This is a genomic window from Aurantiacibacter sp. D1-12, assembly GCF_028858515.1.
GTDB lineage: Bacteria > Pseudomonadota > Alphaproteobacteria > Sphingomonadales > Sphingomonadaceae > Alteraurantiacibacter.
This window is the reverse complement of the sequence record NZ_JAPJZJ010000001.1, coordinates 223,922-239,078: the sequence shown is the minus strand read 5'-3', so window position 1 is coordinate 239,078 and position 15,157 is coordinate 223,922. Positions and strand designations below refer to the sequence as shown.

Here is a 15,157-nt window from a genome sequence, read left to right as displayed (position 1 = left end):
CATTCGCCCGGACAACGGCACTCGTCTGACCCCAACTGCAGTTGGCAGAAATGTGTAGCGGAGTTGTGTTCATCAATAGATCGGGAAACGGCTGCGTCTTTACGCATTGGGAATGCATGGCCTCCCCCATTCTCGTTCCGATCCTCGGTGATCAGCTCACGCGTGATCTCGCATCCCTGCGCGGGCGCACCAAGGATGATACCGTCATTCTAATGATGGAGGTCTGGGACGAAGCGACCTACGTCAAACATCACAAACAAAAGATTGCGCTGGTGTTGTCTGCCATGCGCCACTTTGCTGCCGAACTGGGACAGGCGGGGTGGCAGGTCGACTACGTCCGGCTGACCGATGAAGACAACGCACACAGCTTCACCGGCGAAGTCGCGCGCGCTGTCGAGCGCCATTCCCCGCGTGCGATACATGTGGTCGAGGCAGGCGAATGGCGGGTGCAGGAAGCTATCGAAGAATGGCCCGACAAATTCGACTGCGAGATCGACATTCAGCCGGATGACCGCTTCCTCTGCTCCAAGGCCGAATTCAACAGCTGGGCAGAGGGCCGTAAGACACTGCGGATGGAGTATTTCTACCGCGAAATGCGACGTAAGACGGGCATTCTTGTCGATGATGAAGGCAAGCCCGAAGGCGGCGAATGGAACTACGACAGCGAAAACCGCAAGCCACCCAAGGACGGACTGTCAGCCCCGCAGCGCCCGCTGTTCGAGCCTGACGACGTGACACGCGAGGTGCTCGATCTGGTCGAGGAGAAATTCGGCGATCATTTTGGCAATCTCGAACCCTTCTGCTGGCCGGTCACGCGCGATCAGGCAGAAGAAGCCGCCGATGCTTTCTTTGCAGAGCGACTGCCCAAATTCGGCGACTATCAGGATGCGATGGTGCACGGGGAGGACGATCTCTTCCACTCGATGCTCTCCACCAGCATTAACGTAGGCCTGCTCGATCCCGTAGAGCTGTGCCGCCGCGCCGAAGAAGAATACAATAAGGGCAATGCCCCGCTGAACGCTGTCGAGGGTTTCATCCGGCAGCTGATCGGTTGGCGCGAATATGTGCGCGGCTTTTATTGGCGCTTCATGCCCGGGCTTGAAAGCGACAATGCATTGAATGCGCAGCGCAGCCTGCCTGAATTCTTCTGGACCGGCGAAACCGACATGCGCTGCCTTGCAGACAGCATTCGCTCGACGCGCGCGAACGCCCACGCCCATCACATCCAGCGGCTGATGGTGCTCGGCAATTTCGCTCTTATCGCAGGGATCAGCCCTCGCGATGTGCAGGACTGGTATCTCGCGGTCTATGCCGATGCCTTCGAATGGGTCGAGCTGCCCAATGTCGCTGCGATGGTGCTCTATGCCGATGGCGGAAAGCTGGCGAGCAAGCCCTATGCGGCGAGCGGCAATTACATCAACAAGATGAGCAACTATTGTGCCGATTGCGCCTATTCGGTCAGCAAGAAGACAGGCGAAGGCGCGTGCCCGTTCAACGCGCTCTACTGGCGCTTCATGGATCGCCACCGCGAACGGCTGGAAGCAAACCCGCGTGTGGGTCGCATCTTCTCGACCTGGGATCGCATGGGAGAAGACAAGCAGCGCGAATATCTCGACTCTGCAGAGGCCTTTCTGGGCACGCTAACACCCGCCAACAAAGGCTGGGCACGCGCCGGGTAGTCGTTCGTCGAACCGACACGTCGCTGGCAGAGTGCGTAGTCCCGCTGATCGACAAGCCGTTGCTGTAACGGGCGCAATAGCCATTGGGTCCGGCAAAGCAATGGAGCCCAGCCCCCGATGGCCACACGCGAACTCACAGATGCCGATATCAAAGACGAACTGCGCAAGCTCGTAATCCGGGCGCGCAAGCAGTTTCGTGCCGATATGGAAGACACGGTCGCGCTGATCGAAGCGCAGGCAAGCATTTACGGCCCCGAAGAAAAAGCGCGTGCCCCAAAAGTCATTGCGAGCATCCAGGTGAAGATCGAATCCGCCGACGCGATCTACGATCAACTGTTCCGGTTCCTCGAACGCGATCAGTAGGCGGTAATGCCTTCACCCTTGCGGCTCCACATCGGTTTAACGATGCGGCCCGCCTTGGCGGCTTTCCATAGCATCCAGATCCCCGCGCTTGTCGCTACCACAAGTGCGAAGATCGTCGCTTCAAGCCCGAACCCGCCGCCGGCCAGCAGCCAGTGGCCTTCCAGCGTGGCGGCAACAGGGCCTTCGGTCGGATTGCCGGAAACTGGGATATCCCACAACGCCTGCACGACATTCCAGCCGGCGTGGATGCCGATGGCCAGCCATAGTGAGCGGGTAAGGATATAGGCCGCACCGAGCAGGATGCCCGCCTCGATCGAAATCGCAAGCGAGGAGAAGAAGGTCGCATTGTCATTGCTGGCATGCATGAAACCGAAGAACAGCGAACTCAGAGCAAGGGCAATCCACGTGCCGGCAAACTCTTCCAGCCAGCGCAGGATAATTCCGCGGGTCACGACTTCCTCGAAGAAACCCGCGTAGAGGCCGAAAACGAAAATGATCATCGGCCAGTCGCCAAATCCGTCACCACCCAAAATGGTATAGGCGCCAAAGAGAGCCGCGAGGGCAACGCAGATCGAGATAAGCAGTCCGCCGACACCAAAGCCCGCCAGAGTATCGCGCAACATGCGGCCATCGAACGGCAGATCATCGTGCCTTTTTCGACCAAGCCGTGTGACGAGCAGCTTGTATGTCAGCCCGCTGATCAGGACGATGAGCACCGCGCCAATGATGTCATCCCAAGGCGCTTCGACTCGCGGCAGAACGAGCAATTGCATGATTGTCGACGCGAGATAGATGGCGCCAACCATCAGCGCCACACCCACGACCATCGCCACCAGCGGGAATTCCCATACCTTGCGCCAGATAGGGCGGCTCTCCGCTTGCACAGCCTTATCCTGTGCTACCTCTTCCACATCTCCTGCACCCACTTACGCCTCCGCCTTTTCTCAGAGTCCTGCATCAGGTGCCTAGTAAGGAGTGACAAGGGGGTAAAGGCAGGTTTGCGTGGATAGATTAGCAGCCCGACACTGCCGTTAGCTCTGCATGGCTTCTTGCGCGGCCTTTTCCAGCGCCGACATCGCATTCTTCCACGGCCACGGCCCGTGGCTGATGCGGGCCACGCCCAATCGGCCAAGTTCGGCATTACCTACCATCCCCGGCAAATGCATCACATTCACCGGCAGTGGCGTCGCTTGGCAAACGGCCGCTATCATCTGCGGATCGCTGAGGCCGGGAACGAACAAGCCACCCGCGCCTGCATCAGCATAGACCGCCGCACGCTCGAGCGCATGATCGACCAGTTCCTGCCGGTTGGGATTGTCACCCTCCATCAGTGGCCCGAGGAAGACATCGGTCCGCGCGTTGACGAACAAGCCTGTCGAAGACAGCGCCCCGATACGCTCTGCCTGTTCCCCAGCATCACGCATTCCGCCCGAAAACAGCCGGTCTTCAAGGTTGCAGCCGACAACGCCCAGCGCGGCCAGCTCGCGGCCGTTGGCTGCCAGCGCCTCACAATCCTCCGCATAACCAGTTTCGATATCGACGGTGAGCGGCAGGTCCACAGCCTCCGCAATCTGGCGCACGGTCTGCACCAGCAATGGCCAAGGAAGAAATTCGCCATCATCGAAACCCTGCGCTCCGGCAACCGAGTGGCTGCCTGTCGCAATTGCCTTTGCCCCCGCTTTGGCGACCGCTCGCGCACTGCCCGCATCCCAGATGTTGAACAGCACCAGCGGATCGACACTGCTGTGCAAGGCTGCAAATCCCTGTTCGGTCATCGTTCTAGTTTCCTTCCCGCCGCAGCAGTTCTGCCTTGATTTCTGGTCCATAGGCGTACCCTCCCACGCCTCCGCTTGCGGGCACGACACGGTGGCAAGGGATCAGCACGGCAATATTATTGGCTCCGTTGGCGCTGCCGACCGCGCGGCTGGCCTTGGGATTACCTAGCATCGCCGCCTGCTCGCCATAGGACCGGGTTTCGCCAGGCGGGATTTCACGCAAAGCCTGCCAGCATTTCTGCTGGAATGCGGTGCCCTTCACATCGAGCGGTATTTCGGCGGTAGCAGGAGAGGCCGGATCTTCGACCGCTGACGCCACCCGCTCGAACAGCGCGCGGAATTCTTCACCGCCTTCGACCAGTTCAGCTCTCGGGAAGCGTGCCTGTAACTCCGTTACACCTTCGTTGAAGCTGAGGCAGCACACGCCTTTCTCTGTCGCCGCAACCAGCATGTCGCCGAGCGTTGTGCCGATCAGAGCATAGTGGACCACCCGGCCCGCCCCGCCATTCTTCCAGTCACTGGCCGTCATGCCCATCTTTCCCTCCATTGCTTCGTAAAAGCGGCTCGGCGCTTCATAGCCTGCATCGTAAATCGCATCGGTCACGCGCTCCGCTTCGCCAAGCGCGTGTTTGGCCCGTTCTTCCCGCAAGGCGCGGAAATAGGCCGCAGGGGACATGCCGACCGCCCGCTTGAATACGCGCTGCAAATGGGCGGGGGAGTATCCGGTGGCAGTACCAAGCCTGTCGAGCGAAACTGGAGTGTCTGCCTCGCGGACCATTGCAATTACCTGCAACACCGCAGCCTCGTCCCGGCTTTGCTGGTCTGGAGCGCAACGTTTGCACGCTCGCAGTCCCGCGGCCTCCGCCGCTTCAGGCGTGGCGTAGAATTGCACATTCTCCCGCTTGGGAGCGCGCGCGGGGCAGCTGGGACGACAATAGATGCCGGTCGAATGCACGCCGGTTACAAAGACGCCATCGAAGCGGCGATCCTTTGCCAGCGTAATCTGCCAACGATCATCATCGGTGAGTTTGTCTGATTTCGTCATGCCACGCTTTCAACCACAAACAACATTGCTGCGCGTCCCGAAGCTTGCGGTCAATGCAATCCACGGTAGACATTGTGCGCAATGCAAAGGATTCTCGCTCTCTTCGCTCTGGCGCTGTGCGTAACGCTGTTGCGCCCTGCCCCGGCTCTCGCCGATCCCGCCGACATCGAAGCCGCATCGCGCGGCGTCGTTCGCGTGGTCATCATCGGGAATGACGGGCCAGAGATCTTCCCTATTTCGCACGGCACGGGCTTTTCGGTGGGTGGAGAGCGGATTGTTACCAACGCCCATGTCGTGGCCGAAGCGGTGCGTGATGATCGCCTGGCCATCGGCATTGTCCCCGCAGACGGAAGCGAGGCGGTCTACGCCCGCATTGTCACCGTCAGCACGCGCAACGACCTCGCGCTGTTGGCGACGACCGAACCTCTCGGTCTGCCTCCGCTCACCATCGCCGGAAATCCGCAACAGGACGGGCAAGTGACCGCTATCGGTTACCCGATGAATGTGGACCGCGCGCAGGGTCTTTCCTTCTCCGACATGTTCCGCGCCCAGCCGCCGGTTACAGCTACCGGTTTCCTTTCGGGTCGTCGCCCGAGCCGCGATTTCGATACGCTGCTCCACACCGCGCCGATTGCTGCGGGCAATAGCGGTGGCCCGCTTGTAGACGCCTGCGGACGGGTGATGGGGGTCAATTCCTTCGGTGCTGAAAGCCAGGGATCGGATGCCGAGTTCTTCTTCGCTGTTTCGACGCGCGAGCTGCTGCCCTTCTTGCGCGCCAACAACGTGTCCCCGCGTCTCAATTCGTCAGAATGCCGCAGCATTGCCGATCTCGACGCCGAAGAGCGTGCTCGCGAAGATGCCGAACGCGAAGCCGAGGAACGCCGCGCAGAGGCCGAGGCAGAGGCGCTGGAACAGCGCACTGCTGAGCTGCGCCGCAACGCCACTTATGAAGTGATGGACGAACGCTCCAACAAGCTTGCCCTCTCTTTTCTATTGCTGCTGATCGCCAGCGGCGCGGGTGGCACGGCTGCTTTTGCGCACCAGTCGAAAGACTATCGCATGCGCGCAATCGCCGGCGGTGTGGCACTGGTCGCAGTGGTCGGCGCGTTGGTGGCATGGCTCACCCGCCCCGCCTTCTCCGAGATCGATACCCGCGTCGAAGAGCAATTGCGTGAGGGCGTGGATGATGGACAAGGCAACGCCGGGCCCATCGCGGTGAGCACGTCTGCCGGCGAGTACACCTGTGTCCTGCAAACAGATCGCAGTCGCTTTGTCGGTGATCCACAGGAAGACATGACCCTCGGTTGGACTGACGAAGGCTGCGTCAACGGTCGCACCCAATACGGCCTCGACAACGGCAGCTGGACCCGCGTGTTTGTGCCCGGAAGCGAGGCTGCGGTTTCTGTGAACACATTCAATCCGGCAGAGGGCGAATTTGTGATGGAACGCTACCTGCTGTCGCGCGCTCCAATGACCGCTGCCCGCAGTGCACGTGGCGAGTATCAGGCCCCGTCTTGCGGAGTGGGCGAACAGGCCGCCCGTGAGCTCGGCAGCCGACAAATCGCCATCACCTCCGCCCTTCCCGACCGCCCGAACGAGCGGCTGGTATACCGGTGTGAGCTGGGCCCGCCAAAGCCAGCAGAGTAACATACATGGAACAAGCTCTCGTCTTCGCCTCAATTGTCCTCGGCATTGCCGTAGCCTTTGAGCTGCAGCACCTCCACCAGCTGCTTCGCGCACCCAATATCAGGTGGCATTGGGCGCAGCCGCTTTTCGCATTCTTTGTTTTGCTTTCGATCATGTCGATATGGTGGATGATCGCCGGACGAGAAATCGAAGGGGAAATGACACTTGCCCGATTCATGCCTATCATGTGGGGGCTGGTGATGCTGAACCTGCTTGCTGCAGTCGCTCTGCCCGACAAGATCCCCGAGGAAGGCATCGACCTGGCCGAATACTATCAGGCCAATCAGCGTTACATGTGGGGCCTTTATATCCTCTTCTTCCTGCCGCTGGGCGTAAACTGGTTTGTCTATTCCATGCGGCGGGCTGAAAACATTAGCCAGTTTGTCCAATTGATCTCAGGAGACATGCTCGGCCTTTGTGCCTTTGTGTTCCTGTTCTTTGCCCGGAAATGGTGGCTTGTGGCAGTGGGATTCGCCGGGTTGGCGACATTGTCTCTCAGCTGGCTTACTCGCGCACTTTAACATTAAGGGCAGAAGGTGGCGAAAACCCGCCCGGACTCGGCTTGCATCCCATGCCACCCGATGCTAGGCGCGCGCCAGCTTTGGCAGGGTGCTTCGTGCATCCGATTCCATCGCATCCGAATTTTACCGTTTCTCGGACCTAGAAGGACCATCACGCGTGGAGCTTTCCGCCGGTATCAAGGCCAGCCTGGCAGGACGTTATGCCAGTGCCCTTTTCGATCTTGCCAGTGAAGCTGGCACGGTGAGTGCCGTCGAGTCCGATCTCGACAAGCTTGATGTCGCCTTGGGCGAATCGAGCGAACTCAAGGCGCTCATCCGCAACCCTGAAATCAGCCGTGGCCAGATCGCTTCGGTGATGGCCGGTCTCGGCGATCATCTTGGCCTGTCCGAGCTGACCCGTAGTTTCCTTGGCGTGCTGGCGGAAAACCGCCGCGTTTCTGCCCTGCCCGGAATGATCCGCGCTTTCGCCACCATCGCTGCTGCACAGCGCGGCGAAGTGCAGGCCGAAGTCGCATCGGCGCACGAATTGAGCGAAGAGCAGATCGCCACGCTCGAAACAAAACTGCGCGCCCGCGAAGGCCGCACCGTCAAACTGAAATCACGCGTCGATCCCGACCTTCTGGGCGGGCTCGTCGTCACCATTGGATCACAGCGCATCGACAGCTCGATCCGCACCCGTCTCAACTCGCTTGAACAAGCCATGAAGAGCGCCTGAGCGCGCTCCCACTATATATAAAGGCATAGACATGGAAATCCGCGCCGCAGAAATCAGCAAGGTCATCAAGGACCAGATCGCCAACTTCGGTACCGAAGCCGAAGTGAGCGAAGTCGGCTCCGTTCTCTCGGTGGGTGACGGTATTGCCCGCATCCACGGCCTCGACAAGGTCCAGGCCGGTGAGATGGTCAAGTTCGCCAATGGCGTTGAAGGCATGGCGCTGAACCTCGAAGCCGACAACGTCGGTGTCGTGATCTTCGGCTCGGACGCCGAAATCCGCGAAGGTGACAGCGTGAAGCGTACCGGCACCATTGTTGACGTGCCGACCGGCAAGGGCCTGCTCGGCCGCGTGGTTGACGCTCTGGGTAACCCGATCGACGGCAAGGGCCCGCTGACCGACGTGACCCGCGCCCGCGTGGAATCGAAGGCACCCGGCATCATCCCGCGTGAATCGGTCAGCGAGCCTGTGCAGTCGGGCCTCAAGGCCATCGACGCGCTGGTTCCCGTTGGCCGTGGCCAGCGCGAACTGATCATCGGTGACCGCCAGACCGGTAAGTCGGCTGTCGCCATCGACACCTTCATCAACCAGAAGGGCGTCAACGCAGGCGATGACGAAGGCAAGAAGCTCTACTGCATCTACGTCGCCGTGGGTCAGAAGCGCTCCACCGTTGCGCAGATCGTGAAGCAGCTCGAAGAAAACGGCGCGATGGAATATTCCATCGTTGTGGCCGCTACCGCTTCGGAGCCCGCTCCGCTGCAGTACCTCGCACCGTACACCGGCGCTGCGATGGGTGAATTCTTCCGCGACAACGGCATGCACGCCGTGATCGTTTACGATGACCTTTCCAAGCAGGCCGTAGCTTACCGCCAGATGTCGCTGCTGCTGCGTCGTCCTCCAGGCCGTGAAGCTTACCCGGGTGACGTGTTCTATCTCCATAGCCGCCTGCTTGAGCGTGCGGCGAAGATGAACGGCGACAACGGCGGCGGCTCGCTGACCGCATTGCCGATCATTGAAACGCAGGCTGGTGACGTGTCGGCCTACATTCCGACCAACGTGATCTCGATCACCGACGGGCAGATCTTCCTCGAAACCGACCTGTTCTATCAGGGTATCCGTCCGGCTATTAACGTCGGCCTGTCGGTTAGCCGTGTGGGCGGTGCCGCCCAGACCAAGGCGATGAAGAAGGTCGCGGGCTCGATCAAGCTGGACCTCGCGCAGTACCGCGAAATGGCTGCCTTCGCGCAATTCGGTTCGGACCTCGACGCCTCGACCCAGCGCCTGCTCAACCGCGGTGCACGCCTGACCGAGCTGTTGAAGCAGGCCCAGTTCTCGCCGATGCCGATGGAAGAGCAGGTTGTGTCGATCTTCGCCGGTACCAATGGCTACATCGATGATGTCGCCGTTGACCGCGTGACCGAATACGAAGCCGCCATGCTCAGCTTCATGCGTAACGAGCACGCAGACGTCCTTAAGACGATCCGCGACACGGGCAAGTTCGAAGACGACACCAAGGCATCTGTGGTGAGCGCGCTCGACGCATTCGCCAAGCAGTTCGCTTAAGGCCGCAAACGAGACGACTAGGGAGCCACCATGGCCTCTTTGAAGGAACTCAAGGATCGGATCGGGTCGGTTAAATCGACCCAGAAGATCACCAAGGCGAAGCAGATGGTCGCCGCTGCGAAGCTGCGCAAGGCGCAGGCGGCGGCGGAAGCTGCGCGCCCCTATGCCAATCGCCTGGCTGACGTCATGGGCTCGCTCGCCAGCAAGGTGAGCGGTGACAGCGCCCCGCTGCTGCTGCGCGGCACGGGTAGCGACCAGAAGCACCTGCTGGTGGTCGTGAACACCGACAAGGGCCTCTGCGGCGGTCTCAACTCGAACGTGGTCAAGGAAGCCAAGAAGCAGGCTGCCAAGCTGATCGCCGAAGGCAAGGACGTGGTCTTCTACCTCGTCGGCAAGAAGGGCCGCGCGCCGATCAAACGTGATTACGCCGATCGCATCGGTCACCACTTTGACACCAGCACGGTGAAGAACATCGGTTTCGACGAAGCCGAAGGTATTGCAGACGATCTGGTCGCTCGTTTCGAAGCTGGCGAATTCGACGTTGCCCACCTCGTCTACCCGATCTTCAAGAGCGCGCTGGCGCAGGACCCGACGACGGTTCAACTGCTGCCAGTTCCCTCGCCCGAAACGGCAGAAGAATCGGACGCCGCCGTGGAATACGAGCCCGACGAGGAAGAAATCCTCGCCGAACTGCTCCCGCGTTACGTCAAGACGCAGCTGTTTGGTGCTCTACTCGAGCGTGAAGCATCAGAGCAAGGCGCCTCGATGACCGCGATGGACAACGCCACGCGCAACGCGGGTGAGCTGATCGACAAGCTGACCATCCAGTACAACCGCAGCCGCCAGGCCGCGATTACCACCGAGCTCATTGAAATCATCGCCGGTGCAGAAGCACTGTAAGGCCGAGAGAGACATCATGAAGAAGTTTACCCCCCTCCTCCTCCCGATCCTCGCTCTCGCTGCTTGCGGTGAAGAACCCGCGCCCGAGCCGGTGGAAACCGTTGCTCCGGAGCCCGTGGTTGAGCTCGCTGCTCCCGATCAGGCACTTTTCACCGAGCTGCTGGCCAATGCCTGCCCCAATGCAGAGCCGGTCAACACCGCCATTTGCCGCCGCGCAATGGGCTCTGACGAGGCGCTTTGCGAGTACGGCCTCGGCGAAGACGAATTTCTCCGCAATGACGCAACGATTGCCGTCGATGACACCGGTGAGAACTGGATGATCGTCGACGCAGAAGCCGTTTGCGCCCAGTAATTAGATAAGTTTCAACACTTTAGAACGCCACAGGAAACCAACATGGCCACCGCACCCGCAATGAACAAGACGACCAACGGCACCATCGCCCAGGTCATCGGCGCCGTTGTCGACGTCGCTTTCGAAGGCGAACTTCCCGCCATCCTCTCCGCGCTGGAAACCAAGAATGGTGACCAGACGCTCGTCCTCGAAGTGGCGCAGCACCTTGGTGAGAACACCGTGCGCACCATCGCGATGGACGGCACGGACGGCCTGACCCGCGGTCAGGAAGTGATCAACACCGGCGCGCAGATTTCTGTGCCGGTTGGCCCGAAGACGCTCGGCCGCATCATGAACGTTGTGGGTGAGCCGATCGACGAGCGCGGCCCCATCGGCAGCGACATGACCGCACCGATCCACGCAGAAGCGCCGGAATTCGTCGACCAGTCGACCGAAGCCGACATTCTGGTGACGGGCATCAAGGTTATCGACCTTCTCGCGCCTTACGCAAAGGGCGGAAAGATCGGCCTGTTCGGCGGCGCCGGCGTGGGCAAGACCGTGCTCATTCAGGAACTGATCAACAACATCGCAAAGGGTCACGGCGGCGTGTCCGTGTTCGCCGGCGTGGGTGAGCGTACCCGCGAAGGTAACGACCTTTATCACGAGTTCCTCGACGCTGGCGTTATCGCCAAGGACGATGATGGCAACGCCATTTCGGACGGTTCGAAGGTGGCGCTCGTCTTCGGCCAGATGAACGAGCCTCCGGGCGCGCGTGCCCGCGTTGCTCTTTCGGGTCTGACGATGGCGGAATATTTCCGCGACCAGGAAGGCCAGGATGTGCTGTTCTTCGTGGACAACATCTTCCGCTTCACCCAGGCGGGTTCGGAAGTGTCCGCCCTGCTCGGCCGTATTCCTTCGGCTGTGGGCTACCAGCCGACCCTGTCGACCGACATGGGTAACCTGCAGGAACGCATTACCTCGACCACCAAGGGCTCGATCACCTCGGTGCAGGCCATCTACGTGCCTGCCGATGACTTGACCGACCCGGCACCGGCAACGTCGTTTGCCCACTTGGACGCAACGACCACGCTGAACCGCGCTATCTCCGAGCTGGGCATCTACCCGGCAGTGGACCCGCTGGACTCGACCAGCCGCGTTCTTGAGCCGCGCGTTGTGGGTGCAGAGCACTATGAAACCGCCCGTGCGGTTCAGGAAATCCTGCAGAAGTACAAGTCGCTGCAGGACATCATCGCCATTCTCGGCATGGACGAGCTTTCGGAAGAAGATAAGCTCACCGTGGCGCGTGCCCGCAAGATCCAGAAGTTCCTCTCCCAGCCGTTCCACGTGGCCGAGGTGTTCACCAACATCCCCGGTAAGTTCGTGCAGCTGGAAGACACGGTGAAGTCGTTCAAGGCCGTTGTTGACGGCGAGTACGACCACCTTCCGGAAGCAGCCTTCTACATGGTCGGCGGCATCGACGAAGCCGTCGAGAAAGCCAAGAAGATGGCTGAGGAAGCCTAATCACCATGGCACTTCACTTCGAACTGGTCACGCCGAGCAAGCTCGTCCGTTCCGAGGAAGTCCACATGGTGGTCGTCCCCGGCAGCGAAGGCGAATTCGGCGTGCTGGAAGGCCATGCGCCTTTCATGTCCACGATCCGCGACGGCGCGGTGCAGGTCTACAAGACCGAAGGCGGAGAGCCGGAAAGCATCGAAGTGCGCGGCGGCTTTGCCGAAGTGGGCGAAAAGGGCCTGACGGTTCTGGCAGAACACGTCGAAGGCTGATCGCTTCCGGCATCAACTCATGATCAAGGGCGCCGCTTGGCGCCCTTTTTCGTGGGCGCGTGGAAATCGGGTGGTTTGTCGGCAATCCAGTACAGGAACCTGGCCACCTCCTCGTTCTCAAGCAGGGGCTCACGTTCGCCATCCAGCCGCACCAGTTCAGCATTGGTGAAGTGCGCATGGATCGTGCGGTGGCAAATCGGGTGGACAGGCACCGTCTCGCGCCCCTTCTTCGACTTGGGCACCGCGTGATGATGCTGCACGCGCTTCCCGAGCGGTCTCTCACACAGCCAGCAAATTTGCTCCTCCGCCGATTTCATAAAGCTTCCTTAACCATGTTTCGCGCAAAGCGGGGCCGACAGGAGGCGTGTTGACGCGATGACGACAGTGGCAGCCATGCCAGATACGGACAAGACCGGGGGCTTTGCGGCGCTGATGCGCGGCGATGCGCTGCCGCTTGCCGTGCTCGCGATGCTGGTGCTCGTCACCCGCGGCATCTGGTTTGGCGATCCCGTCGCCGATTTCGACGAGCAGCTCTACAGCTTCATCGGCTGGCGCATGAGCGAGGGCGAATTGCCCTTTGTCGACTGGTGGGACCGCAAACCGTTTGGCCTGTTCGCTATCTTCGGCGTGGCCCACGCGCTGTTCGGTCCCGGCCCCCTCGCCTACCAGATCGTTGCAACGCTGTTCGCTTTTGCCGGAGCGGTGATGGTCTACAAGCTATCGCGCCGCCTTGTCGGCCCTCTGTCGGCATGGATGGCGGCGGCGATCTCCACCATGCTGCTGTGTGCCTACGCCAGCTATTCGGGGCAAAGCGAGGTATTCTTCCTGCCGCTCATGCTCGGCATGGTCATGCTGCTGATAGATTCCGACCACCCCCAATTCACGCGCCGCGCCATGTGGGCGATGCTGTTGGGTGGCATTGCGCTGCAGGTCAAATACACGGTGGTGCCGCAATGCATGTTCTTCGGCCTCTACGCGCTGTGGGTGGAGTGGAAGCGCGGAGCCAGGCTACCGCGCATTGCCACGCTGGGCGCGCTGTTCGCTTTCCTTGGCCTGCTGCCCACGCTGGCGGTGGCGGCATTCTACGCGGCTGCGGGCGAGTTCAACGCCTTCATGTTCGCCAACTTCCTCTCCTTCTTCGACCGCATGCCCGCCCCGCAAGGCCGCTGGGCGAGCGAGCACGCGCTGGGCGTTGCGCCACTGGCTCTGCTGGTGATTACCGGCACCTACGCTGCCTTCCGCATGCGCCGTCCGGAACCGTTCCGCGACTGGCTGTTCTTCGTCGGCTGGGCCGCATCCACGCTCGCGAGCGTTCTGCTGCCCGGTACGGTCTACCTCTACTACTATGCCGCGCTTGCCGCACCGTGCGCGCTGGTGGCGCTGCCCCTGCTCGACAGCCGCAGTCCTGCCAAGGCTTTCCCCGGCCTACTGATCGTCGCCGCTTTCTTCGCGCTCCTGTCCCTCCCCGACAGGCGCGAGGTTTCTCTGGAAGAGCGCTCCGCCGCCGATGCTCTGGCAGAAGTGATCGCGCCGCACGTTGATGCCGAAGACAATTGCCTGTGGCTGTGGGATGGCCCAACCGCGCTCTACCGCATGACAGGCAGCTGCGTGCCGACGCGCTATGTCTATCCTGATCACCTAAACAATGCGCTTGAGGTCAATGCGCTCGAAGTCGATCAGGTAGAGGAAGTCGCGCGCATTCTGGCGGGTGAGCCGGGAGCTATCGTCACTGCCAGCCGCCCGATGACACTGCAGAATGCCGAGGCGACGGCGCTGGTCGAAGCGGCACTCGCCGAAAGTTACGAGGAACGCCTCTCGGTCGAAATGCACAACCGCACGCTCACCGCGTGGATCCGCCGCGACTAGTGCTCCGCGAGAATGTCGCGCTTGCGACCGAGGTACCAGAGCCACAGCCCGGCGCCGATAATCAGCGAAGCACCGCCCATCGCGATGGCATCGGGCGCCTCGCCAAAGAATATCCATGCAAGCGATGCCGCGACGAGGATCTGCACGTATGTCATCGGAGCAACCGTCGCCGCACCCGCCCGCTGCGTACCCTTGAAGATCAGCCAATGCGCCGTTGTGGCAGTAAACGCGACCACCGCTGTGCGCGCCAACACATGCCATTCGGGCCAGTACCACTCGGCACCTTGAACACCGCTCGCATCGCCAATCGCCGCGCCGATCACGAGGACGACCGACGCTCCGATCGCAACGTAAACTTGTGCCGCCAGCGCGCTCCCCGCTCCCCGTGCTGCTCGGTTGGCAGTCATCAGCGTAGCCATGCCGAATGCGCAGACGACAGGAAGCAACGCTGCCCAGCCGATCTCCGCAAAATTGGGTCGCAGTACGATTAACACCCCGATGAAGGCTACTACCGTAGCAACCACAGTGCTCGGGCGTAGTTTTTCTCCGAGGAACACCGATGCCAGGATCGCGGTGATCATCGGCTGGGTGAAGGTAATCGCCACGGCATCGGCCAGCGGCATCAGCCATACACTGCCAAAGAACGTGAGCGTCGCCACGCCAACGCCCAGCCCGCGCAGAGCCTGCACCCCGGGCTTTGGTACGTTCAGGAAGGGCGCAGTCCCTTCTTTCGCGAGCAACAAGGCCGAGAGCACCGCCGCGCCGAGGCAATACCGGAATGCCCCCAGTGCGGTGGGTGTCCACTCGTCCGAGATGCCCTTCACTATCACATCACCAACCGACAGCAGGACAAAACCCGTCAGCGCGAAGAGCAGTCCTGCCCGATCTGATTGTTGCATGTGTGAAAGCCCCTCACGCGGTGTGTCGGGGT

16 protein-coding genes are annotated in these 15,157 nt (G+C 61.1%); 11 read left to right on the top strand and 5 right to left on the bottom strand.

Annotated elements, in window-relative coordinates:
• Nucleotides 1-116: 116 nt before the first annotated feature.
• Nucleotides 117-1,679, top strand: coding sequence for a cryptochrome/photolyase family protein (locus OOZ52_RS01270; protein ID WP_274696671.1), 1,563 nt, complete (start codon nt 117-119; stop codon nt 1,677-1,679).
• 117 nt (nt 1,680-1,796) lie between these two features.
• Complete coding sequence (locus OOZ52_RS01265) at nt 1,797-2,042, top strand: hypothetical protein (RefSeq protein ID WP_274696670.1); 246 nt, start codon at nt 1,797-1,799, stop codon at nt 2,040-2,042.
• Here OOZ52_RS01265 and OOZ52_RS01260 read toward each other — a convergent pair.
• The 3 genes from OOZ52_RS01260 to OOZ52_RS01250 form a co-directional block, all read right to left on the bottom strand.
• Nucleotides 2,036-2,968 (bottom strand): CPBP family intramembrane glutamic endopeptidase, encoded by a 933-nt coding sequence (locus OOZ52_RS01260; RefSeq protein WP_274696669.1) that lies wholly within the window; start codon nt 2,966-2,968, stop codon nt 2,036-2,038. The two genes, OOZ52_RS01265 and OOZ52_RS01260, sit on opposite strands and share 7 nt — an antisense overlap.
• A gap of 105 nt (nt 2,969-3,073) precedes the next feature.
• Entirely contained in the window at nt 3,074-3,817 is a 744-nt protein-coding gene (locus tag OOZ52_RS01255; protein WP_274696668.1) for an isocitrate lyase/PEP mutase family protein, read from the bottom strand.
• Between the two features lie 4 nt (nt 3,818-3,821).
• A complete protein-coding gene (locus OOZ52_RS01250) occupies nt 3,822-4,862 on the bottom strand; it encodes a bifunctional transcriptional activator/DNA repair enzyme AdaA (protein WP_274696667.1) in 1,041 nt (346 codons plus the stop codon).
• Nucleotides 4,863-4,943: 81 nt separating this feature from the next.
• On the opposite strand from OOZ52_RS01250, the gene OOZ52_RS01245 reads away from it, so the two are divergent.
• The 8 genes from OOZ52_RS01245 to OOZ52_RS01210 all read left to right on the top strand — a co-directional run bounded on the left by OOZ52_RS01245 (nt 4,944) and on the right by OOZ52_RS01210 (nt 12,360).
• Nucleotides 4,944-6,509, top strand: a complete 1,566-nt coding sequence (locus OOZ52_RS01245) for a S1C family serine protease (RefSeq protein WP_274696666.1) — start codon at nt 4,944-4,946, stop codon at nt 6,507-6,509.
• A 5-nt stretch (nt 6,510-6,514) separates the two neighbouring features.
• Nucleotides 6,515-7,069, top strand: coding sequence for a hypothetical protein (locus tag OOZ52_RS01240; RefSeq protein WP_274696665.1), 555 nt, complete (start codon nt 6,515-6,517; stop codon nt 7,067-7,069).
• 157 nt (nt 7,070-7,226) lie between these two features.
• Nucleotides 7,227-7,784, top strand: coding sequence for a F0F1 ATP synthase subunit delta (locus OOZ52_RS01235; protein WP_274696664.1), 558 nt, complete (start codon nt 7,227-7,229; stop codon nt 7,782-7,784).
• Between the two features lie 31 nt (nt 7,785-7,815).
• The gene (atpA, locus tag OOZ52_RS01230; RefSeq protein ID WP_274696663.1) at nt 7,816-9,345 is read left to right on the top strand and encodes a F0F1 ATP synthase subunit alpha; all 1,530 of its coding nucleotides are present in this window, start codon (nt 7,816-7,818) and stop codon (nt 9,343-9,345) included.
• A gap of 30 nt (nt 9,346-9,375) precedes the next feature.
• Complete coding sequence (locus tag OOZ52_RS01225; RefSeq protein WP_274696662.1) at nt 9,376-10,245, top strand: F0F1 ATP synthase subunit gamma; 870 nt, start codon at nt 9,376-9,378, stop codon at nt 10,243-10,245.
• Between the two features lie 16 nt (nt 10,246-10,261).
• On the top strand, nt 10,262-10,597 hold the full coding sequence (locus tag OOZ52_RS01220) for a hypothetical protein (RefSeq protein ID WP_274696661.1): 336 nt from the start codon (nt 10,262-10,264) through the stop codon (nt 10,595-10,597).
• A gap of 42 nt (nt 10,598-10,639) precedes the next feature.
• Nucleotides 10,640-12,097: a F0F1 ATP synthase subunit beta gene (gene atpD, locus OOZ52_RS01215; RefSeq protein WP_274696660.1), complete on the top strand. Its 1,458-nt coding sequence runs from the start codon at nt 10,640-10,642 to the stop codon at nt 12,095-12,097.
• A 5-nt stretch (nt 12,098-12,102) separates the two neighbouring features.
• Nucleotides 12,103-12,360 carry an ATP synthase F1 subunit epsilon gene (locus tag OOZ52_RS01210; protein WP_274696659.1) on the top strand — a complete coding sequence of 86 codons (258 nt, stop codon included), beginning with the start codon at nt 12,103-12,105 and terminating at the stop codon, nt 12,358-12,360.
• A 23-nt stretch (nt 12,361-12,383) separates the two neighbouring features.
• Here the strand turns inward: OOZ52_RS01210 and OOZ52_RS01205 are convergent, their stop codons facing one another.
• Entirely contained in the window at nt 12,384-12,677 is a 294-nt protein-coding gene (locus tag OOZ52_RS01205) for an HNH endonuclease (protein WP_274696658.1), read from the bottom strand.
• 58 nt (nt 12,678-12,735) lie between these two features.
• Between OOZ52_RS01205 and OOZ52_RS01200 the strand changes: the two genes are divergently transcribed.
• Nucleotides 12,736-14,226, top strand: a complete 1,491-nt coding sequence (locus tag OOZ52_RS01200; RefSeq protein WP_274696657.1) for an ArnT family glycosyltransferase — start codon at nt 12,736-12,738, stop codon at nt 14,224-14,226.
• Here OOZ52_RS01200 and OOZ52_RS01195 read toward each other — a convergent pair.
• Nucleotides 14,223-15,125, bottom strand: a complete 903-nt coding sequence (locus tag OOZ52_RS01195; RefSeq protein WP_274696656.1) for a DMT family transporter — start codon at nt 15,123-15,125, stop codon at nt 14,223-14,225. The genes OOZ52_RS01200 and OOZ52_RS01195 overlap by 4 nt on opposite strands.
• Between the last annotated feature and the right edge of the window lie 32 nt (nt 15,126-15,157).